The following is a 19,605-nucleotide window of genomic DNA, read 5'->3' on the forward strand; positions in this document are numbered from 1 at the left end:
TCGCACCGGCGGAGGGAGACCCATGACCCCACGAGATCCGGGTCTGCGGCCCGGCGACGTGCGTGTCGGCACCTCCGGCTGGAGCTACAACCACTGGAAGGACGTGCTATACCCCCGCGGCACGCCGTCGGGCCGCCGGCTCGAGGTGTACGCGGAGAGCTTCGACACGGTCGAGCTCAATACGAGCTTCTACCACTGGCCCCGCGCCGACGGCTTCCGGGCGTGGGAGGCGCGCCTGCCCGACGGGTTCCTCATGACCGTCAAGGCCCCGCGCGGCCTGACCCACGCGCGCAAGCTCCGCTCACCGCAGCTGTGGACGGAGCGCCTGGCGGAGGGGATGGCCGCCCTGCGCGACCACGCGGGTCCACTCCTGCTGCAGTTGCCCCCCGACCTCGAGCGCGACGACGTACGACTGTCGGCGGCGCTCGACGCGCTGCCCGAAGGCGTTCCGGCCGCGGTGGAGCTGCGGCATCCGTCGTGGGTCCACGACGACGTCTTCGCGCTGCTGGAGCGGCATCGCGCGAGCTACTGCGTCATGAGCGGCGCACACCTGCGCTGCGAGCTCCGCGCGACGGCCGAGCTCGTGTACGTGCGGTTCCATGGTCCCGACGACGAGCGGCTCTACGTCGGCAGCTACTCGGACGCCGACCTCGACTGGTGGGCGGAGCGCATCGCCGAATGGCGCGGCGCCGGGCACAGCGTGCTCTGCTACTTCAACAACGACGGCGAGGGTCACGCGGTGCGGGACGCGCTCAACCTGCGTGCACGTCTGGACTGACGGATGCCGCGCCTTCCGGCGCGAGCAGGCCGTCGATCACCGTGTCGACTGTGCGCTCCGCGTGCTCCCACACCGCCGCGCGCGGCGCTCCGCGCAAGGGTCCCGTGAGAGCGAGGGAGGCGAAGCCGTGGACCGCCGACCAGCACGGCCACTCCGCTCCGGCACGCGCCTCGGAGGCGAGAAGGCCGGCGTCGGCGAGCGCGTCGAGCGCTTCGACCAGCAGGATCAGGGGAGGGGCCATCCCGCCCTCGTCCGCCGATCGCGGCCCGTTGTCGATGCGGCCGAACGCGACGGCGAACCACCCCGGCTCGTCGAGCGCGAACGCGATGTAGCCGAGGCCGACCGCTCGCAGGCGGTGTCGCGGGTCGGCAGCGCCGAGGCCGTCCACCTCGAAGGCATGCATGCGCTCGGCCATGTCGGCATGGATGCGTGCGGCGACGGCCGCCAGCAGCGCATCGCGGTCGGCGAAGTGGCGGTAGGCGGCGTTGGGCGAGACGCCGAGCCGTCGAGCGACGTCACGTATGGCGAGCGCGTCAGGACCGCCCGAGCGAGTCACTTCGAGACCTGCGCGGATGAGCGCGTTGCGCAGATCGCCGTGATGATAGGTCTCTCGTGCCACCGCGTCACCCCCACCCCTTGACGTGTCGCGACCGATGTGTACGCTGTCAACTTAGCATGTGGACGCCGACCCCATTGGAGGATGCATGTCCAGCACGGCCCAGCCCACCGCATTCCCTCCGGTCGTCGACCGCGAGACGTGGCAACGCGAGCTCGACGAGCTGAGAGCGCGCGAGAAGGCAGCGACACGCGAGCTCGACGCGATCGCGGCGCAGCGCCGGCGGCTCCCGATGGTCGAGCTTCCCGACTACACGCTCACGGGACCGAACGGCCCCGTGCGGCTGGTCGACCTCTTCGACGGCCGGTCACAGCTCATCGTCTACCACCACATGTGGCGTCCCGGAGCCGAGTGGCAGTGCTCGGGCTGCACCGGCTACACGTCGCAGTTCACCCGGCTCGACTTCCTCGACGCGTACGATGCGCGCTTCGTGATCGTGACGCAGGGCCCGATCGAGGAGGCGCTCGCCTACAAAGAGAAGGTCGGCAACCGCATGGAGTGGTATTCGACGGCCGACAGTCCGTTCGGCGCCGACATGGACGCGCCTCCCGGCGGCGAGTTCGCTCTGAACGTCTTCCTCCGCGTCGGCGACACGGTCTACCGCACGTGGCACACGACCGGGCGCGGGATCGAGCAGCTCAGCCACACCTTCCCGCTCATCGACGTGCTCCCGTGGGGTCGCCAGGAGGAGTGGCAGGACGTGCGCGAGGGTTGGCCCCAGGGCCCCGCTTACGCCGGCTGGTTCGAATCGTCCGATATCGGAAGGCTCTACGGCCCGTCGGCGGACTGAGCGGATGCCTCGGCCGAGGCATCCGTCCTGTCCTTGCGGCGGCGACGCCGCACGAGCGCGACGATGCCCCACACGATGAGCCCGACCACGGTGACGACCGCGATCCAGGGGATCAGGAACCCGAGGCCGACGACGATGCCGTTGATCGTTGCGACGAGTCCGTTCCACCCGGCGGCGAGACCGTCGCCGAACCCGGCCGGGTTCGCCTCGACCGGCTCCGGCGCCGTCCTGAGCGTCACCGTCAGCGTCGACATCTGCACCTGTCCCTCGAGCGACTCGAGCTGCTGCTGATACGACTCGAGCATCGCCTGCCGCTCCGACAGCGCGCGCTCGGCCTCGATGAGGTCGCTCAAGCTTCCCGCCTGCGACATGAGCTCGGTGAGCCGATCCACCGATGCCTGGGTCGCGTCGATGCGTGCGCGCAGGTCGACAGCCTGCTCGGTCACGTCCTCGCGTTGGATGGCGGATGAGGTCACATCGCCGAACTCGGAAAGGTCGCTCGTCAGCGACGCGAGCTGATCGGCCGGCACGCGCACGGTGATCCACGCTCCGTCGATCGGCGTGGGGTAGGGGACGATCAGGTCGTACTCAGCCCCCGAGCCGCCTACGACGCCGGTGTTGCCGACGCGCATGGACTCGACGTAGCCGCCGCGCGCCTCGGCTGCGGCCCCGATCGCACGGGCGGCCTCTTCGGGGTCGTCGACGACCACGGTCGCGGTCGCCGTCGTGATGATCTCGCGCGTGCTCGCGCCCTCTTCGGTGGCGCTGCCCTCGGCGGAGGCCGCGTCGTCTCCGCCGGGGGCGAGGTCGACGATTCCGCCGTCGGCGTCACCCGTGTCGGGCGCGACGCCGCCCAGCTCGGGTGACGACTGCGTGCCGATGAACGCGCTGTCGCCCGCGCCCTGCGGAGACATGACCGAAGAGACAACAGGTGGGAGGACCGCCGCCGCGACGACGACGACCACCGCCGCTGCACCGCCGGCCATCAGCCAACGGCTCCGGCGCGCGCGCCGCGCCGTGCGCTCGCGTGCGATGTCGGCGAAGAGCGCGTTCTCGATCTCGTCGATGCGCTCGTCGGTGAGTTCGGGAAGCGTGGCGCCCGAACGGGCCTGGGTGGGCTGTTCGGTGTTCATGTGCTCTCCTTGACGACGGTCCGCAGTCTCGTGCGGATGCGGGAGAGACGATTGCGCACGACGCCGTGGGCGACACCCAGCTCATCGGCCGCAGCCTGGTACGCGTACCCCTCGGTCGCGCACAGCCGGAAGATCTCGCGATCGAGCGGGCTCAAGCCCGCGACCTCGCGCAGGATCCGGTCCGCGAGCTCCGCGTCGACGACCTGCTGCTCGACGTCGACCGTCGACGGGATGGTCTCGTCGGCCGCCGCGGCGGTGTGTCGGCGGTCGCGTTGCTGCGCCCGCATCCGGTTCGCCGCCTGGAAGCGGCACACCGTCGCGAGCCACGGCAGCAGCGAGTCACCCGCGAGCTCGAGGCCCGGGAGCTTCCGCCACGCCACGAGGAAGGTCTCCTGCGTAACGTCCTCCGCATCGGACGCGTCGTGCAGCAGCCCGTGTGCGAGCCAGTAGATGGGACGGACGTACGCGCGATACAGCGCGCGGAAGGCGTGCTCGCTCCCGCGCGCGGCCAGAGCCACGAGCTCGGCATCGTCATGCGCGTCGTGTGCGTCCATCCCCATCCCTCGGCTCGCACCGCGCGCCGCCGTGATGCGTCGTCGCGGAGCACCATTGTCTCTCACAGTGTTGGTGTCGGCGAGGAGCGGATCGTCTCACGCGGCCCGGGAATCCCGGCGGTCGCCGCGGGGCGTGAAAGCGTCGGGCTCGATTGCGCTGAGCGCGGCCCGCGGGCGCCGGTTCGGCGGTTTGGTCCCGACGCTTTCACATCGGCGGCGCGATGACGGCGGCCGGGCGTCGCGCCGCGCCGGGCGATATGCCGCAGCGGTGAGCGGGACATCCGCGATGGCCTTCGAACCGCCCGCCGGACTGTATCCTGAAACCCGCGAAAGGGAGTATCCCGTCATCGCCGTCCGTCATCACGGGCCCCGTCGGAGGGGCCCCGGGCGTGCGACGCAGCTGCGGTCCTGCTGCGGGGAGAGACTTTCCAGACGTTTCAGACCCCTTCGCACGAAAGGCCCGCATGGACCTCGCCCTTCCGCTCTGGTTCGAGATCGGCTCGCTCGTCGGGCTGTCGCTCATCCTCCTCGCAGACCTGCTGCTGATCCTCAAGCGCCCGCACATCCCCTCGACGAAGGAATCGTCGCTGTGGGTCGTGTTCTATGTGACGCTCGCGCTCATCTTCGCGGGTCTCATGTGGATCTTCGCCGGCGGCGAGTTCGCCGGCCAGTTCGTCGCCGGCTGGCTCACCGAGTACAGCCTCTCGATCGACAACCTGTTCGTGTTCGTGCTGATCATGACGCAGTTCGCGGTGCCGCGCCGCTACCAGCAGGAGGTGCTGATGGTGGGCATCATCATCGCGCTCGTGCTGCGCGGCTTGTTCATCCTCGTCGGTGCGACCGTCATCGAGCACTTCAGCCCGATCTTCTACGTGTTCGGCGCGTTCCTCATCTGGACGGCGATCCGCCAGGCGTTCCCCGGCGGGGACCTCGACGACGACGTCAAGCAGGAGAACTTCGTCGTGCGCCTGCTCCGCCGCGCGATCGACATCTCGGACCACTACGACGGCGCGAAGCTGCGCACCGTCGTCGACGGCAAGAAGCTGTGGACGCCGATGATCATCGTGTTCGTCGCGATCGGGGTGACGGACCTGCTTTTCGCGATCGACTCGATCCCCGCGATCTTCGGCATCACGCAGAGTCCGTTCATCGTGTTCACGGCGAACATCTTCGCCCTCATGGGCCTGCGCCAGCTCTACTTCCTGCTGGGGGACCTGCTCGACCGGCTGCGCTACCTGCACTACGGGATCGCGTTCATCCTCGCCTTCATCGGCGTGAAGCTCATCCTCCACGCGATGCACGTGAACGAGTTGCCGTTCCTCAACAACGGGGAGCCGATCGAGTGGGCGCCCGAGATCTCCACGTGGATGTCGCTCGGCGTCATCGTGCTGTCGATGACCGTGGCGACGGTTGCGAGCCTGTGGGCGTCGGCGCGCGACCGTCGTGCCGCATTGGCCGCCGCGGATGCCGCGCGGGCCGCTCCCCGGGAGACGGGGTCCGGCACGGACTCCGACGCCTGACTGGGAAAGCACTCAGGACGTTCCCGGGCTTCTTCGCGGCTCGTTGCGCGCGCTCCCGTCGACATTCCGACCTCCTTGGTCGATGCGAGAGCCCTCGGAGCGCTTTCCCCCGGTGTTCCTCCGCACGCTACGCGCGCGACGCGCGACTCGACTTCCTCTCACGCCAGGTGCGGATGAGTCGGGCGACCTGACGCGCGCCGCGGCATCCGGAGCCGGTGGTAACCTTGCCGGGTGCGGATCGCTCGCCTTCTCCTTAGCGGCCGCGACGAGTCCTAGTTCTCAGGCCTCTCTCGTCGCGGAGTTCGTCGCGGGCCCGATTCCAGCGGGGCACTGCCCCCATCCGAGGAGAACGACCAACCAATGAGCACCCCTGTCCCCGGTATCCCCGACCACCCGCGCACGCTCGCCGAGAAGGTGTGGGACGACCACCTCGTCGTCAAGGGAGAGAACGGCGAGCCCGACCTCATCTACATCGATCTGCACCTCGTGCACGAGGTGACGAGCCCGCAGGCGTTCGACGGACTGCGCGCCGAGGGTCGGCCCGTGCGGCGTCCGGATCTGACGATCGCCACCGAAGACCACAACACGCCGACGCTCGACATCGACAAGCCGATCGCCGACCTCACCAGCCGCACCCAGATCGAGACCCTGCGGCGCAATGCCGCGGAGTTCGGCGTGCGGCTGCACCCGCTCGGCGACCGCGAGCAGGGCATCGTGCACGTCGTCGGCCCGCAGCTCGGTCTGACGATGCCTGGCATCACGGTCGTGTGCGGCGACAGCCACACCTCGACGCACGGCGCCTTCGGCGCGATGGCCTTCGGCATCGGGACGAGCGAGGTCGAGCATGTGCTCGCGACGCAGACGCTGCCGCTCAAGCCGTTCAAGACGATGGCGATCACGGTCGAGGGCGAGCTCAAGCCCGGGGTGACCGCGAAGGACATCATCCTCGCCGTCATCGCGAAGATCGGCACGAACGGCGGTCAGGGCTACGTGCTCGAGTATCGCGGCAGCGCCATCCGGTCCCTCTCGATGGAGGGCCGCATGACGATCTGCAACATGTCGATCGAAGCCGGTGCGCGCGCGGGCATGGTCGCCCCCGACGAGACGACGTTCGAGTACCTGAAGGGCCGTCCGCACGCGCCCAAGGGCAAGGACTGGGACGACGCCGTCGCGTATTGGCGCACGCTCCCGACCGACGAGGGCGCCGTCTTCGACGCCGAGGTCTTCATCGACGCGACCGAGCTGGAGCCGTTCGTCACGTGGGGCACCAACCCCGGTCAGGGTGTGTCGCTGTCGGGCGTCGTCCCTTCGCCCGACGACTTCGACGACCCGAACGAGCGCGCCGCCGCCGAGCGCGCACTGGAGTACATGGACCTCGAGCCCGGAACCCCGATGAAGGAGATCCCGGTCGACGCGGTGTTCATGGGCTCGTGCACGAACAGCCGCATCGAGGACCTGCGCGCGTTCGCGTCGATCGTGAAGGGCCGCAAGAAGGCCGACGGCGTGCGCGTCATGGTCGTGCCGGGGTCGGCACGCGTGCGCCTGGAGGCCGAGGCGGAGGGGTTGGACAAGATCTTCGAGGAGTTCGGCGCCGAATGGCGGTTCGCCGGGTGCTCGATGTGCCTGGGCATGAACCCCGACCAGCTCGCGCCGGGGGAGCGCTGCGCGTCGACGAGCAACCGCAACTTCGAGGGCCGCCAGGGCAAGGGCGGTCGCACGCACCTCGTGTCGCCGCTCGTGGCCGCCGCCACCGCGATACGAGGTACCCTGTCGAGTCCGGCGGATCTCGATGCGCCGGTCCTGGTCGGGACGGAGGCCTGAGCATGGAGAAGTTCACGACCCACACGGGCGTCGTCGCACCGCTGAAGCGCTCCGCCGTCGACACCGACCAGATCATCCCGGCCGTCTACCTCAAGCGCGTCACCAAGACCGGCTTCGAGGACGCGCTGTTCGCGAGCTGGCGCCAGGACCCCGAGTTCGTGCTCAACCAGCCCGTCTTCGCAGGCGCGAGCATCCTCGTCGCCGGCCCCGACTTCGGCACGGGCTCGAGCCGCGAGCACGCCGTGTGGGCGCTGCGCGACTACGGCTTCAAGGTCGTGCTGAGCCCGAAGTTCGCCGACATCTTCCGGGGGAACGCGGGCAAGCAGGGTCTGCTGACGGGAGCCATCTCGGACGCCGACCTCGAGGCGGTATGGGCGGCGATCGACGCCGAGCCCGGCATCCGCATGACCGTCGACCTCGAGGCGCGAACCGCCACTCTCGGCGCGCTCACGGTTCCGTTCGAGATCGACGATTACACTAGGTGGCGGCTCCTCGAGGGTCTCGACGACATCGGACTCACGCTGCGCAACGAAGACAAGATCGCGCAGTTCGAGGCGCGCCGCGAGGCATGGCGGCCGCGGACACTTCCCATTCCGTAAGCCAGGGCTCCGCCCCACGAAGGCGGCTCCGCCCGACCCGCGCCCTCGAACAATCAAGTGAGGTTCACCGCATGAAGACCCCCCTTCTCACCCCGTCGACCGACCCCGCGACAGCAGAGAAGGAGGCCTCCGGTGAAACTCTGCGCATCCGAGGCGGGCAGCCGCTGACGGGCCGCGTCGAGGTCAAGGGTGCGAAGAACCTCGCGACCAAGGCGATGGTCGCGGCGCTCCTCGGCGAGTCGACGAGCACGCTGCGCGACGTGCCGAGCATCAGCGACGTGCAGGTCGTCCGGTCGCTCCTCGAGGTCCACGGCGTGACCGTCATCGACGGCGACGAGGAGGGCGTCCTCCACCTCGACCCGAGCGGCGCGGTGTCGGCTCACATGGAGGAGATCGACGCCCACGCGGGTGCGTCGCGCATCCCGATCCTGTTCTGCGGTCCGCTGCTCCACCTGCTCGGCCAGGCGTTCATCCCGGATCTGGGCGGATGCCGCATCGGCGACCGCCCGATCGACTTCCACCTCGACGCGCTGCGCGCCTTCGGCGCCATCGTCGACAAACTCCCGAGCGGCATCCGCCTGTCGGCGCCCAACGGCCTGCACGGCGCGAACATCCAGCTGCCGTACCCGAGCGTGGGCGCGACCGAGCAGGTGCTTCTCACGGCCGTCCGTGCCGAGGGGGTCACCGAGCTGCGCAACGCGGCGATCGAGCCTGAGATCATGGACCTCATCGCGGTGCTGCAGAAGATGGGCGCGATCATCTCGTACGAGCCCAACCGCGTGATCCTCATCGAGGGCGTGAAGGAGCTGCGGGGCTACGACCACCGCTGCATCTTCGACCGCAACGAGGCCGCTTCGTGGGCGTGCGCGGCTCTCGCGACCGACGGAGACATCTTCGTCGGGGGCGCGAAGCAGCAGGAGATGCTGACGTTCCTCAACGTCTTCCGCAAGGCGGGCGGCTGGTTCGACATCCACGAGGACGGCATTCAGTTCCGTCGCGCGGGTGCCCTCAAGCCCGTGATCGTCGAGACCGACGTGCACCCCGGCTTCATGACCGACTGGCAGCAGCCGCTCATCGTCGCGCTGACCCAGGCCGAGGGCGAGTCGATCGTCCACGAGACGGTGTACGAGAACCGCTTCGGCTTCACCCAGGCGCTCGTCAAGATGGGCGCGGACATCGTCGTGCACCCGCACGGCCTCGAGGGAGGCCACCGCCGCGTTCCGCGACGCGCGCTCGAGCAGGCGGCGGTCATCAACGGACCCACGCCGCTGCACGGCGCCGACATCGTCGTGCCCGACCTGCGCGGCGGCTACAGCCACGTGATCGCAGCTCTCGCGGCCGAGGGCGAGTCGATCGTCCGCAACGTGGGCATCATCCGCCGCGGCTACGAGAAGCTGTTCACCAAGCTCGAGACGCTCGGCGCCGATTTCGACATCATCGGCTGACGGCGGTGATGACGCACGACCGGCCTCGCGCCACACCCGAGAAGTCCAGGCCCAGCATCTTCTGGCCGCTCGCGGCGATCGTCGTGCCGATCATGGGCCTCATCACGAAGATCGAGATCGTCGACGGGCACAAGCTGCCTCGCGAGGGCGCGTACATCCTCGCGCCGAACCATTACAGCGAGTTCGACCCGCTGATCGTCGCGGTCGCGACCTGGAGGCTCGGGCGTGCGCCGCGGTTCCTCGCGAAGGAGAGCCTGTTCCGCATCCCGGTGCTCGGGTGGATCCTGCGCCGCACGGGCATGGTTCCCGTCGCGCGCGCGTCGTCGGCCTCGGCTGCCCGCCAGACGCTCGAGGCGTCTGCCCAGATCATGGAGCACGGACGCGGGGTCATCGTGTATCCGGAGGGCAGCCTCACGCGCGATCCCGACATGTGGCCCATGCGCGGAAAGACGGGAGCGGTGCGTCTCGCGCTCGCGCAGGGCATCCCCGTGATCCCCGTCGCGCACTGGGGAGTGCAGCAGATCCTGCCCCGCTACGGCAAGCTGAGTCTGTGGCCGTTGCGCAAGCCCGTGAAGCTCATCGTCGGCGACCCCGTCGACCTGTCGGCGTTCGCCGGCAAGCAGTCGTCGCAGAGCGCGCTCACGGAGGCGACCGACATCGTGATGGCGCGCATCTCCGATCTGCTCGCCCGGCTGCGCGGCGAGCCCGCCCCGCCGGAGCGCTGGAACCCCGCGGCGCACGGCCAGACCGAGACGGGGCGCCTTGAGTCGTAGGGACGCCTCGCTGCCCCGCGTCGCGGTGATCGGCGCGGGCAGCTGGGGCACGACCTTCGGCAAGATCCTCGCGGACGGCGGCGCGCACGTGACGATGTGGGCACGCCGACCCGAGCTCGCGCACGAGATCGCCGAGGCGAAACGCAACAGCGAGTACCTGCCGGGTATCAACCTGCCGCGCAACATGACCGCGACGCACCACCTGTCCGAGGCGCTCGACGGTGCCGAGCAAGTGTACCTGTCGATCCCGAGCCAGGCGGTGCGCCAGAACCTCAAGGCGGTCCGGCCGCTCGTCATGCGCACCGAAGCGCCGATCGTGTCGCTCATGAAGGGCGTCGAGCGCCGCACTGGTCTGCGCATGAGCCAGGTCATCGAGCAGGAGCTGCACTGCGATCCGGCGCGCATCGCCGTGGCATCCGGCCCGAACCTGGCCCTCGAGATCGCGCGCGAGCAGCCTACGGCGGCCGTCATCTCGTCGACGAGCCAGGAGACGGCGGATGCGGTCGCGCGCCGTGCGCGCAACCGCTACTTCCGCACGTTCGTGAACACCGACGTGATCGGCACGGAGTTCGGCGGCGTGTTGAAGAACCTCATCGCCGTCGCGATCGGCATCGTCGACGGCGTGGGCTACGGCGAGAACACGAAGGCGTCCATCATCACGCGCGGCCTCGTCGAGATGACGGACTTCGCGGTCGCCTTCGGCGCCCACCCCGAGACCCTGCAGGGCCTCGCGGGGCTCGGCGACCTCATCGCGACCTGCCAGTCGCCGCTGAGCCGCAACAACACCGCGGGGCGGCTCCTCGGCCAGGGCTACCGCTTCGACGACGTCGTCAAGCAGATGAACCAGACCGCCGAGGGCCTCGCCTCGGTCGCCCCGATCCTCCAGCTCGCGCGCGAGGTGGGCGTCCACATGCCGATCGTGGAGCAGGTGAAGATGGTGCTCGACGGCACCATGAACCCGAAGGACATCGCTCCGCATCTCACGACCGACGACGACACCCCGAAGGGGGAGAGGACTCAGAATGGACAAGCCGGCGGTGGCGGTGCTCTTTGGCGGTCGCTCCAGCGAGCACTCGATCAGTTCCGCCACGGCGGGAGGGGTGCTGCGGGCGATCGATCGTGACCGCTACCGCGTGATCCCGATCGGGATCACGCGCGACGGCGCGTTCGTCCTCGAGGACGACGACCCCGACAAGTTCACGCTCGACCCCGAGCGGCTTCCCGAGGTCGTCGACAACGGCACGCGCATCGTGTGGCCGGACTCGGCCCTCAGCCGCGAGCTCAAGGTGAAGGACGCCTCGGGAGAGCGCTCGCTCGGCGACGTCGATGTGGTGTTCCCGATCCTGCACGGGCGGTTCGGCGAGGACGGCACGATCCAGGGCTTCCTCGAGCTGATCGACATCCCGTACGTCGGAGCCGGCCTTCTCATGTCGGCGATCGGCATGGACAAGCACGTGACCAAGAGCATCCTGAAGGCTGCCGACGTGCCCGTCGTGCCGTGGGTCTCGGTCACGCGCGCCGACCTCGCGCGCGAGCGCAGGTTGTGGGAATCTCGGATGCGGGCGCTCGGGCTGCCCGTGTTCGTGAAGCCCAACCGCGCCGGCTCGAGCGTGGGCGTCTCCAAGGTGTCGGACTGGTCGGAGCTCGACGCGGCTCTCGACACCGCCTTCGCCGAGGACTCGACGGTGCTCGTCGAGCAGGCCGTCGTGGGACGCGAGGTCGAGTGCGGCGTGCTTCCGGGTCGCGACGGCGCGCTGCCGCGCGTGAGCGTCGCGGGCGAGATCGTCGTCACCGGACGCGACTTCTACGACTTCGAGGCGAAGTACCTCGACGCCCCGGGCGTCGATCTCGTGTGCCCGGCCGACCTGCGCGAAGGCGAGCTCGCCGAGATGCAGCGCATCGCTGTGCGCGCGTTCGAGGCGATCGGCGGCCAGGGGCTCGCGCGCGTCGACTTCTTCTTCACGGGCACCGAGTTCTACGTGAACGAGCTCAACACGATGCCGGGTTTCACACCGATCTCGATGTTCCCGAAGTGCTGGATCGCGTCGGGCATGACGTATCCGCAGCTCATCTCGGAGCTGATCGACACGGCGCTCGAGCGCGCGGCCTGACCGAGGACGTCAGCCTTCGGGCGGCGCCTCGGGAGCGGTGCACGCACGCGTCGCCGGGATCATCGAGACGGCGCGGCTCAGGTCGTCCAGCGCGTCGTTCGGCGAGACGAGCTCATTGTCGAGGTAGACCTCGACGGCGGGCGTGCGCCCATACGTCGTCAGCCGGAAGCGCGGCGACTCGGACTCGTCGACGAGCCAGTCCACGCCCCCGATCGTGATGCACCGCAGGGTAGACGGCCCGGGCGGCTCGAGCCCGCACGTGAGCAGCACAGCCGCCGGGTCGCCCCACGCGCCGGTCGCCTGCGAGTCGGTCCACCGCCTCGCCTGTCCGTCGACGGTCGACGGAAGCCGCACGATGACGTCCGCGCACAGCGGATCGTTCGCTCCCGGGGCGGGCTGCATCGCCACGGTCGTCGAGCACCCCGTGAGCGCGGTCGCGGCGAGTGCGACGAGCACCACGACGGAGGCACGGAGCGAGCGGGTCACCTCTCCAGGCTAGTCCGGCCGGTCGGGTGGTCCGGGTCGGGGAGAGGGGCGCGGATGCCGCGTGGCGGGAGGCGCGGCATCCGTTTCGCTACCGTGGTCAGGTGACCGAGCACGATTCCGCCGTCGGCGACCTGAGCGAAGCGGCCGTCCTCCGGCGGATCCTCGACCGGCTCGGTCCGAGCGACGCGCTCGTCGGGCCGGGGGACGACGCCGCGGTGCTCGCGGCTCCCGACGGGCGTGTGGTGGCCACGACCGACACGCTCGTGCACGGGCCGGACTTCCGGCTCGCGTGGTCGACGCCGTTCGACCTCGGGTGGAAGGCGGCGGCGGTGAACCTCGCGGATGTCGCGGCGATGGGTGCGCGACCGACGGCGCTGCTCGTCGCTCTCGCGATGCCCGACGCGACGCGGGTGTCGGTCGTGGAGGGCCTCGCCGACGGCCTGCGGGCCGCGTGCGACGCGCTCGCGCCCGGGTGCCGCGTCGAGGGCGGCGACCTCACGGTGTCCGACACGCTCACGATCGCGGTGACGGCGCTCGGCTCGCTCGACGGCCGCGACCCGGTGCTGCGCAGCGGCGCTCGCGAGGGAGACGTCGTCGCCGTCGCCGGAGCACTCGGGCATGCCGGTCGCGGGCTCGCGCTGCTGTTCGAGAGGTTCCGCGACGATTCCGGCACCCCGGTCGCCATCGACCGCTCCGCCCTGTCTCCCGCCGATGTCGTCGACCTCGACGCGCAGCTGCGGCCGTCGCCCCCGATCGCGTTCGGACGTGTCGCGGCGGATGCGGGTGCGACCGCGCTCATGGACGTGTCGGACGGACTCGTGCTCGACGCGAGCCGGATGGCCGCGGCATCCGGCGTCACGATCGCGCTGTCGACCGATCGGCTCGGTCACGACCCGGCCACCGCCCTCGCGGGGGGCGAGGACCATGCGCTGCTCGCGACCTTCCCCTCCGACGCGCCGCTGCCCGAAGGCTTCGTCGCGATCGGCCGGGTGACCGCGGCCGGGACCGACGCCGTGCTCGTCGACGGGCGGCCGCACGCCGGGCGCGGCGGGTGGGATCCGTACCACGATTGGGACGCCGGGCGAGGCTGACCGGACCTTCGCGGACCGTCTCAGCCGGCGGCCGCCCACCACAGGGTCGTGTCGCCGTAGCGCTTGTCGCGCGTGTGCTCCAGCCCCACGGGGAGGCAGGGCTCGGGCGAGCGCGACGCCCGTTCGATCACGACGATCGCGTCGGGCGCGAGCGCCGGCACGAGCAGCTCGAGCGTGGCGGTCAGCTCAGCCTCGCGCACGTCATACGGCGGGTCGAGGAACGCGATGTCGTACGGTCCGCGGCCCGTGCGCAGGAACGCGTCGGCGGACGACCGGTGCACGCGGATCGTGCCGTCGCGCCCGATGGCCTTTTCGACCCTGCGGGCGTTGCGGGTGGCGACGGATGCCGCGCGCGGCGCCTTCTCGACGAGGTCGGCCGACGCCGCACCGCGGCTCATCGCCTCGAGGGCGAGCGCCCCCGAGCCGGCGTAGAGATCGACGACCGATGCCCCGTGCAGGACACCCGCCGCATCGAGCGCGCCGAACAGCGACTCGCGCACACGGTCGCTCGTGGGTCGCGTGCCGGCGTCGGGCACGTCGAGCACGATCGAGCCGGCCCTGCCCGCGATGATCCTCGTCACACGCACCACCCTACAAACGCCGCGGCCGACGGGTCGGAGGCGGTGAATAGACTCGTGGGCATGCCCGCCCTCACGCTCGAATCGCGCCTCGACGGCGCCGTGGGCGGCAAGACGTCGGCGGCCCTCGCGCGGGCGTTCGGCATGAAGACGGTCGGCGATCTGCTGGCCCACTACCCGCGACGATACGCGCGTCGCGGAGAGCTGACGCCCATCTCGTCGCTGCCCGTCGGCGAGCCTGTCACGATCGTCGCCGAGGTGCGCCGCGCGAACGAGCGGCGCATGCAGAACCGCAAGGGCTCGATCCTCGAGGTCGTCATCAGCGACGGGCACGGCGACCTGTCGCTCACGTTCTTCAACCAGTCGTGGCGCATGAAAGACCTGCGTCCGGGGCGTCGCGGCATCTTCGCGGGAAGGGTGGGCGAGTACCGGGGCGCCAAGCAGCTCGCGCACCCCGACTACGAGCTGTTCGACGACGAAGACGCGGCGCGTCTGAACGCCGAGGCGTACGCGAACCTGCCGATCCCGATCTATCCCGCGACGGGCTCGCTCGCGAGCTGGCAGATCAAGCGCATCGTCGACCTCGTGCTCGATGGTCTCGGCGACGTGCCCGACCCGCTGCCCGACGACCTGCGGGCCCGGCACGGGCTGCTCGACGCGCGCACCGCGATCGAGCGCATCCACCGACCCGACTTCATCGAGCAGGTCGAGCAGGCGCGCGCGACACTGCGCATGCACGAGGCGTTCGTGCTGCAGGTCGCGCTCCTGCAGCAGCGCGCGTTCGTTCGCGCGATGTCGGCGACGTCGCGTCCGCCGGGCACGCTGCTCGAGCGCTTCGACGCGGCGCTCCCGTTCGAGCGCACGCCCGACCAGATCGCGGTGGGCGACCGCATCTCACGCGATCTGCAGGGCGATTGGCCCATGAACCGGCTCGTGCAGGGCGAGGTCGGCTCGGGCAAGACGCTCGTCGCGCTGCGCGCGATGCTGCAGGTCGCCGAGAGCGGGGGCCAGTCGGCGCTCATCGCGCCGACCGAGGTGCTCGCCGCCCAGCATGTGCGGTCGATCGCACGGATGCTCGGGCCCGAGCTCGCGCCCGAGCTGATGCCCACCCTCTTGACCGGCCAGCAGCCCGCCGCCGAGCGTCGAAAGGCGGCGCTGCGCGTGGCATCGGGTCAGGCGAAGATCGTCGTCGGCACGCACGCGCTGCTGAGCGAGACGACGACGTTCGCCGACCTCGCGCTCGTCGTCGTCGACGAGCAGCACCGATTCGGCGTCGAGCAGCGCGAAGCGCTGCGCGCGAAGGGCTCCGCCCCGCACGCGCTCGTGCTCACCGCGACGCCCATCCCGCGGACGGTCGCGATGACGGTCTTCGGCGACCTCGACGTGTCGACGATCCGCACGATGCCGACCGGGCGTGCCGGCATCCAGACCTTCGTCGCGCCCCTCGCCGAGCGCCCGGCGTGGTTCGCACGCGTGTGGGAGCGCATCGCCGAAGAGGTCGCCCAGGGGCGACAGGCGTTCGTCGTGTGCGCCGCGATCGACGCCGAGGCGCTGACGAAGGACGACACGGCCGACGAGCCCGTGGACGACGTCGAGGGGGAAACGCCGCGCACGCGGTGGGGCGTCGTGCAGGTCGCGGAGCTGCTGGCGCGGCATCCGTCGTTCTCGTCGATACGGGTCGAGATCCTGCACGGCAAGATGCCCTCCGACCAGAAGGACGCGGTCATGCAGGCGTTCGCGCGCGGCGAGGTCGACGTGCTCGTCGCGACGACCGTCGTCGAGGTCGGCGTCGATGTGCCGAACGCGTCGACGATGGCGATCCTCGAGGCCGACCGTTTCGGTGTGTCGCAGCTGCACCAGCTGCGGGGCCGCGTCGGTCGCGGCGGCGTCCCGGGCCTGTGCCTGCTGGTCACCGAAGCCCCCGAGGGCACGCCCGCACGCGCGCGGGTCGACGCGGTGGCGGCGACCCTCGACGGGTTCGAGCTCGCCGAGGTCGACCTCGAGCTGCGCGGCGAAGGCGATGTCCTCGGCGACGCGCAGTCCGGCGCGAGATCGTCGCTGCGACTGCTGCGCGTCGTGAAGGACGCCGACATCATCGCCCACGCGCGGCAGGCCGCCGAGGCCGTGCTCGAGGACGATCCGGCGCTCACGCGGCACCCGGGTCTCGCGCAGGCGCTCGAGCGCCGCGTCGGCATGGAGGAGCGCGCCGCCCTCAGCAAGGCGTGACTTCCAAGCACCGGAACCGGCGGCCGGTCGCCTCTCGTGCGGCCGATAGGCTGTCGCCATGAACAGCCGGATCGCCGTCGTCCCGGGCTCCTTCGATCCCCCCACGCTCGGTCACATCGACGTGATCCGTCGTGCGGCTCGCCTCTACGACCAGCTCCACGTCCTCGTCGTGCACAACCCCGACAAGGAGGCGATGCTGCCGATCGCGCAGCGCCTCGCGCTCCTCGAGCAGTCGATCGCCGAGGACGAGGACATCGACGGCGACGTCATCGTCGCGTCGTGGAGCATGGGGCTGCTCGTCGACTACGCGACCGACGTCGGTGCCGGCGTGCTCGTGAAGGGCATCCGGTCGCAGGTCGACGTCGCCTACGAGACCCCGATGGCGATCGTGAACCGTCACCTCGCGCACGTCGAGACGGTGTTCCTGCTGCCCGATCCCGCGCACGCCCTCGTGTCGAGCTCGCTCGTGCGGCAGGTGGCGGCGCTCGGCGGCGACGTGTCGCCGTACGTTCCGGCGGCGGTCGCGCGGTTCCTCGACACGGGCGCGCGCGACATCATCTGAGCCGCGCTGAGCGCCGCTCCGCGCTCGGAGCGGGGCGGAGCGCATCCGGCCCTCGTCCGACACCCGGCCGGTACGATGGTGGATCGTGAAAAAGCATCTCTCGGGGCCCCTCGTGATCCCTGTTCGCGACATCGCCCACAAGCCCGGCGAGATGCGCGAGCACTCGATCGAGCTCCCCGCGCCCGAGAAGTGGGGCGAAGGGCTCGTGTCCATCGCCGAGGGCGAACCGGTCGTCGTCGACGTGCGGCTCGAGTCCGTGCACGAGGGCATCCTCGTGACGGGGCACGTCGACACCGAGTACACCGGTGTGTGCGGTCGGTGCCTCACCGACGTCGCCGAGGCCGTCCAAGTCGAGTTTCAGGAGCTTTTCGCGTATCCTGGAGCGGAAGCAACTGACTTCGAGGTTCAAGACGACCACGTGGATCTTGAAACTCCGGTCAGGGATGCGATCGTCCTGTCGCTTCCGTTTCAGCCGGTGTGTCAGCCGGATTGCCCCGGCCTCGACCCGGCCACGGGCGAGCGTTTGGCCGACAACGCCGGGTCAGAGCCCCGCGCTCCCATCGATCCACGCTGGGCGGCGCTCCAGGACTACACCACAGACCACGATGAAGCAGCGCGCGCAGCGGGCCGCGACGTCGAGAACACAGAAGAGAGCTAGCCATGGCAGGTAACCCCCCGAAGCGGAAGGTCTCCCGTTCGAACACCCGCTCGCGCCGCGCGCAGTGGAAGGCCGAGGCCCCGAAGCTGGTCAAGACCGTCGAGAACGGCAAGGTCGTCTACAGCCGCCCCCACCACGCGAAGGTCGTGACCGACTCGCAGGGCACCGAGCTGTTCCTCGAGTACAAGGGCCGCAAGGTCGCCGACGTCTGATCCGCGCCTGCGGCACGACGTGACCGACGTCATTCCCGAGCGCGAAGCGCTCACCGAGAAGCTCGGGGTCGAGATCGACCCCGAGCTTCTTTCGCTCGCCCTCACCCATCGCTCGTACTCGTACGAGCACGGCCAGATCCCGCACAACGAGCGCCTCGAGTTCCTCGGCGACTCGGTGCTCGGACTCGCCGTCACGGTGCGCCTGTTCACGCAGCATCCCGACCTCGACGAGGGCTCGCTCGCGAAGCGACGGGCCGCCGTCGTCTCGACGGTCGCGCTCGCCGAGGTCGCGCGCGGCATCGGGCTGGGCGAGCACATCCTCCTCGGCCGTGGCGAGAACATGACCGGCGGCCGCGACAAGGACTCGATCCTCGCCGACACGATGGAGGCGCTCATCGGCGCCACGTACCTGTCGGCGGGTGCGGATGCCGCGACCGCGCTCGTGCTTCGGCTGGTCGGCCCGCTCCTCGACGACCCCGAGCGCTACGGCGCGGCGATCGATCCGAAGACGAGTCTGCAGGAGCTCGCCGCGAGCACCGGCCGCACGCCGCCGTCGTACTCGGTCACCGCTGAGGGCCCGGATCACGACCGCACCTTCACCGCGACCGTGAAGGTCGGCGACTTCACCGCCGAAGGAACCGGCTCGAGCAAGAAGCAGGCCGAGATGGCGGCCGCGCTCACCGCGTGGAAAGAGCTCAGCGGGCGTGCCTGAGCTTCCCGAGGTCGAGGTCGTCCGATCCGGCCTCGCGCCCGCGGTCACGGGTGCGACGATCGTCGGCGTCACGGTGCTCGACGAGCGGGCGCTGACGCGGCATCCGGGTTCCGCCGCCGACTTCGAGGCCCGCCTGACGGGCCGCACCGTGCGCGCCGCCGGCCGACGCGGCAAGTTCCTGTGGCTCGCGCTCGAACCGGCGGACGACGCGCACGCGCCGGCGAGCGAGGCCGTCGTGGGGCACCTCGGCATGAGCGGGCAGCTCCTGCTGCGTCCTGCGGGTGCCGCACCCGAGCGCCACGAGCGCATCCGGTTCGACATCCACCATCCCGAGCACGGCGAGCTCGCGGTCGTGTTCGCCGACCAGCGCACGTTCGGCTCGCTCGCGATCGACGAGCTGATCCCGACGCCGGATGCCGCGCCCGGCGGTCACGGGTGGGGCGAGGCATCCGTCCCGCGCCAGGTGTCGCACATCGCGCGCGATCCGCTCGATCCCGCTTTCTCAGACGCCCGGTTCCGCGCGCTGCTCGCGCGCAAGGACTCGGCGATCAAGCGCGTGCTCCTCGACCAGACAGTGGTCAGCGGTGTGGGCAACATCTACGCGGACGAAGCCCTGTGGGCGGCGCGCCTCCATCCGGAGACCCCCGCGAAGGCGCTGTCGACCCGCGCCGTGAACCGGCTGCTCGCCGAGATCCGCGCGGTGCTCGAGAAGGCTCTCGCCGAGGGCGGCACGAGCTTCGACGCGCAGTACGTCAACGTGAACGGGCAGGCGGGCTACTTCGCCCACTCGCTCAACGCGTACGGCCGCACCGGCGAGCCGTGCCCGCGGTGCGGCCGTCCGATCGTGCGCGTGTCGTTCATGAACCGGTCGAGCCACTACTGCCCGCGGTGCCAGCGGATGCGGATGCCTCGGCCCCCGCGCGCGGCGTGAGCCGAGGCA

The 19,605-nt window shown here is 70.5% G+C and carries 21 protein-coding genes; 16 read left to right on the forward strand and 5 right to left on the reverse strand.

Annotation, left to right across the window (positions count from 1 at the left end; translation table 11 throughout):
* The first annotated feature begins 22 nt into the window (after positions 1-22).
* Positions 23-778, forward strand: coding sequence for a DUF72 domain-containing protein (locus VFF97_RS13660; RefSeq protein ID WP_325034043.1), 756 nt, complete (start codon positions 23-25; stop codon positions 776-778).
* Here the strand turns inward: VFF97_RS13660 and VFF97_RS13665 are convergent.
* The gene (locus tag VFF97_RS13665) at positions 753-1,397 is read right to left on the reverse strand and encodes a TetR/AcrR family transcriptional regulator (protein ID WP_325034044.1); all 645 of its coding nucleotides are present in this window, start codon (positions 1,395-1,397) and stop codon (positions 753-755) included. The two genes, VFF97_RS13660 and VFF97_RS13665, sit on opposite strands and share 26 nt — an antisense overlap.
* Positions 1,398-1,482: 85 nt before the next feature.
* Between VFF97_RS13665 and VFF97_RS13670 the strand changes: the two genes are divergently transcribed.
* Positions 1,483-2,184: a DUF899 domain-containing protein gene (locus tag VFF97_RS13670; RefSeq protein WP_325034045.1), complete on the forward strand. Its 702-nt coding sequence runs from the start codon at positions 1,483-1,485 to the stop codon at positions 2,182-2,184.
* On the opposite strand, the gene VFF97_RS13675 is transcribed toward VFF97_RS13670, so the two are convergent.
* Together VFF97_RS13675 and VFF97_RS13680 are read right to left on the reverse strand one after the other, a co-directional pair.
* Positions 2,163-3,317, reverse strand: a complete 1,155-nt coding sequence (locus VFF97_RS13675; protein ID WP_325034046.1) for a DUF4349 domain-containing protein — start codon at positions 3,315-3,317, stop codon at positions 2,163-2,165. The two genes, VFF97_RS13670 and VFF97_RS13675, sit on opposite strands and share 22 nt — an antisense overlap.
* Entirely contained in the window at positions 3,314-3,871 is a 558-nt protein-coding gene (locus VFF97_RS13680; RefSeq protein WP_325034047.1) for an RNA polymerase sigma factor, read from the reverse strand. The genes VFF97_RS13675 and VFF97_RS13680 overlap by 4 nt, the downstream gene beginning before the upstream one ends.
* Positions 3,872-4,335: 464 nt before the next feature.
* Here VFF97_RS13680 and VFF97_RS13685 point away from each other — a divergent pair, with 464 nt between their 5' ends.
* The 7 genes from VFF97_RS13685 (at position 4,336) to VFF97_RS13715 (ending at position 12,140) form a co-directional block, all read left to right on the forward strand.
* Positions 4,336-5,391 (forward strand): TerC family protein, encoded by a 1,056-nt coding sequence (locus tag VFF97_RS13685; RefSeq protein WP_325034048.1) that lies wholly within the window; start codon positions 4,336-4,338, stop codon positions 5,389-5,391.
* A gap of 360 nt (positions 5,392-5,751) precedes the next feature.
* Positions 5,752-7,212: a 3-isopropylmalate dehydratase large subunit gene (leuC, locus tag VFF97_RS13690; RefSeq protein ID WP_325034049.1), complete on the forward strand. Its 1,461-nt coding sequence runs from the start codon at positions 5,752-5,754 to the stop codon at positions 7,210-7,212.
* 2 nt (positions 7,213-7,214) lie between these two features.
* Positions 7,215-7,811 carry a 3-isopropylmalate dehydratase small subunit gene (gene leuD, locus VFF97_RS13695; protein ID WP_325034050.1) on the forward strand — a complete coding sequence of 199 codons (597 nt, stop codon included), beginning with the start codon at positions 7,215-7,217 and terminating at the stop codon, positions 7,809-7,811.
* Positions 7,812-7,882: 71 nt separating this feature from the next.
* The gene (gene murA / locus VFF97_RS13700; protein ID WP_325034051.1) at positions 7,883-9,256 is read left to right on the forward strand and encodes a UDP-N-acetylglucosamine 1-carboxyvinyltransferase; all 1,374 of its coding nucleotides are present in this window, start codon (positions 7,883-7,885) and stop codon (positions 9,254-9,256) included.
* A gap of 8 nt (positions 9,257-9,264) precedes the next feature.
* Entirely contained in the window at positions 9,265-10,029 is a 765-nt protein-coding gene (locus VFF97_RS13705; RefSeq protein ID WP_325034075.1) for a lysophospholipid acyltransferase family protein, read from the forward strand.
* Positions 10,019-11,152, forward strand: coding sequence for an NAD(P)H-dependent glycerol-3-phosphate dehydrogenase (locus VFF97_RS13710; RefSeq protein ID WP_325034052.1), 1,134 nt, complete (start codon positions 10,019-10,021; stop codon positions 11,150-11,152). The genes VFF97_RS13705 and VFF97_RS13710 overlap by 11 nt, the downstream gene beginning before the upstream one ends.
* Positions 11,052-12,140, forward strand: a complete 1,089-nt coding sequence (locus tag VFF97_RS13715) for a D-alanine--D-alanine ligase family protein (RefSeq protein ID WP_325034053.1) — start codon at positions 11,052-11,054, stop codon at positions 12,138-12,140. The genes VFF97_RS13710 and VFF97_RS13715 overlap by 101 nt, the downstream gene beginning before the upstream one ends.
* A 9-nt stretch (positions 12,141-12,149) precedes the next feature.
* Here the strand turns inward: VFF97_RS13715 and VFF97_RS13720 are convergent, their stop codons facing one another.
* Entirely contained in the window at positions 12,150-12,626 is a 477-nt protein-coding gene (locus VFF97_RS13720; protein ID WP_325034054.1) for a DUF3515 family protein, read from the reverse strand.
* 101 nt (positions 12,627-12,727) lie between these two features.
* On the opposite strand from VFF97_RS13720, the gene thiL reads away from it, so the two are divergent.
* A complete protein-coding gene (gene thiL, locus VFF97_RS13725) occupies positions 12,728-13,717 on the forward strand; it encodes a thiamine-phosphate kinase (RefSeq protein ID WP_325034055.1) in 990 nt (329 codons plus the stop codon).
* Positions 13,718-13,737: 20 nt separating this feature from the next.
* Here the strand turns inward: thiL and rsmD are convergent, their stop codons facing one another.
* The gene (rsmD, locus tag VFF97_RS13730) at positions 13,738-14,298 is read right to left on the reverse strand and encodes a 16S rRNA (guanine(966)-N(2))-methyltransferase RsmD (RefSeq protein WP_325034056.1); all 561 of its coding nucleotides are present in this window, start codon (positions 14,296-14,298) and stop codon (positions 13,738-13,740) included.
* Positions 14,299-14,358: 60 nt separating this feature from the next.
* Here rsmD and VFF97_RS13735 point away from each other — a divergent pair, with 60 nt between their 5' ends.
* The 6 genes from VFF97_RS13735 to mutM all read left to right on the forward strand — a co-directional run bounded on the left by VFF97_RS13735 (position 14,359) and on the right by mutM (position 19,596).
* Positions 14,359-16,521, forward strand: a complete 2,163-nt coding sequence (locus tag VFF97_RS13735) for an ATP-dependent DNA helicase RecG (protein WP_325034057.1) — start codon at positions 14,359-14,361, stop codon at positions 16,519-16,521.
* Positions 16,522-16,579: 58 nt separating this feature from the next.
* Complete coding sequence (gene coaD / locus VFF97_RS13740; protein WP_325034058.1) at positions 16,580-17,083, forward strand: pantetheine-phosphate adenylyltransferase; 504 nt, start codon at positions 16,580-16,582, stop codon at positions 17,081-17,083.
* A gap of 151 nt (positions 17,084-17,234) precedes the next feature.
* Complete coding sequence (locus VFF97_RS13745) at positions 17,235-17,741, forward strand: YceD family protein (RefSeq protein WP_325034076.1); 507 nt, start codon at positions 17,235-17,237, stop codon at positions 17,739-17,741.
* 2 nt (positions 17,742-17,743) lie between these two features.
* Positions 17,744-17,953, forward strand: a complete 210-nt coding sequence (rpmF, locus tag VFF97_RS13750) for a 50S ribosomal protein L32 (protein WP_179489820.1) — start codon at positions 17,744-17,746, stop codon at positions 17,951-17,953.
* A gap of 19 nt (positions 17,954-17,972) precedes the next feature.
* On the forward strand, positions 17,973-18,665 hold the full coding sequence (rnc, locus tag VFF97_RS13755; protein ID WP_325034059.1) for a ribonuclease III: 693 nt from the start codon (positions 17,973-17,975) through the stop codon (positions 18,663-18,665).
* Positions 18,658-19,596 carry a bifunctional DNA-formamidopyrimidine glycosylase/DNA-(apurinic or apyrimidinic site) lyase gene (mutM, locus tag VFF97_RS13760; protein WP_325034060.1) on the forward strand — a complete coding sequence of 313 codons (939 nt, stop codon included), beginning with the start codon at positions 18,658-18,660 and terminating at the stop codon, positions 19,594-19,596. The genes rnc and mutM overlap by 8 nt, the downstream gene beginning before the upstream one ends.
* The last annotated feature ends 9 nt before the right edge of the window (positions 19,597-19,605 follow it).

The sequence above is a fragment of the Microbacterium sp. genome (genome assembly GCF_035687345.1).
In the GTDB taxonomy this organism is placed as follows: Bacteria; Actinomycetota; Actinomycetes; order Actinomycetales; family Microbacteriaceae; genus Microbacterium.

What these genes read in the sequence shown, in the direction of transcription:
- VFF97_RS13660 (WP_325034043.1), top strand. Translation starts at nt 23, where the DNA reads ATGACCCCACGAGATCCGGGTCTGCGGCCCGGCGACGTGCGTGTCGGC.
- VFF97_RS13670 (WP_325034045.1), top strand. Translation starts at nt 1,483, where the DNA reads ATGTCCAGCACGGCCCAGCCCACCGCATTCCCTCCGGTCGTCGACCGC.
- VFF97_RS13675 (WP_325034046.1), bottom strand. Translation starts at nt 3,317, where the DNA reads ATGAACACCGAACAGCCCACCCAGGCCCGTTCGGGCGCCACGCTTCCC.
- VFF97_RS13680 (WP_325034047.1), bottom strand. Translation starts at nt 3,871, where the DNA reads ATGGACGCACACGACGCGCATGACGATGCCGAGCTCGTGGCTCTGGCC.
- VFF97_RS13685 (WP_325034048.1), top strand. Translation starts at nt 4,336, where the DNA reads ATGGACCTCGCCCTTCCGCTCTGGTTCGAGATCGGCTCGCTCGTCGGG.
- leuC (WP_325034049.1), top strand. Translation starts at nt 5,752, where the DNA reads ATGAGCACCCCTGTCCCCGGTATCCCCGACCACCCGCGCACGCTCGCC.
- leuD (WP_325034050.1), top strand. Translation starts at nt 7,215, where the DNA reads ATGGAGAAGTTCACGACCCACACGGGCGTCGTCGCACCGCTGAAGCGC.
- murA (WP_325034051.1), top strand. Translation starts at nt 7,883, where the DNA reads ATGAAGACCCCCCTTCTCACCCCGTCGACCGACCCCGCGACAGCAGAG.
- VFF97_RS13705 (WP_325034075.1), top strand. Translation starts at nt 9,265, where the DNA reads ATGACGCACGACCGGCCTCGCGCCACACCCGAGAAGTCCAGGCCCAGC.
- VFF97_RS13715 (WP_325034053.1), top strand. Translation starts at nt 11,052, where the DNA reads ATGGACAAGCCGGCGGTGGCGGTGCTCTTTGGCGGTCGCTCCAGCGAG.
- VFF97_RS13735 (WP_325034057.1), top strand. Translation starts at nt 14,359, where the DNA reads ATGCCCGCCCTCACGCTCGAATCGCGCCTCGACGGCGCCGTGGGCGGC.
- coaD (WP_325034058.1), top strand. Translation starts at nt 16,580, where the DNA reads ATGAACAGCCGGATCGCCGTCGTCCCGGGCTCCTTCGATCCCCCCACG.
- VFF97_RS13745 (WP_325034076.1), top strand. Translation starts at nt 17,235, where the DNA reads ATGCGCGAGCACTCGATCGAGCTCCCCGCGCCCGAGAAGTGGGGCGAA.
- rpmF (WP_179489820.1), top strand. Translation starts at nt 17,744, where the DNA reads ATGGCAGGTAACCCCCCGAAGCGGAAGGTCTCCCGTTCGAACACCCGC.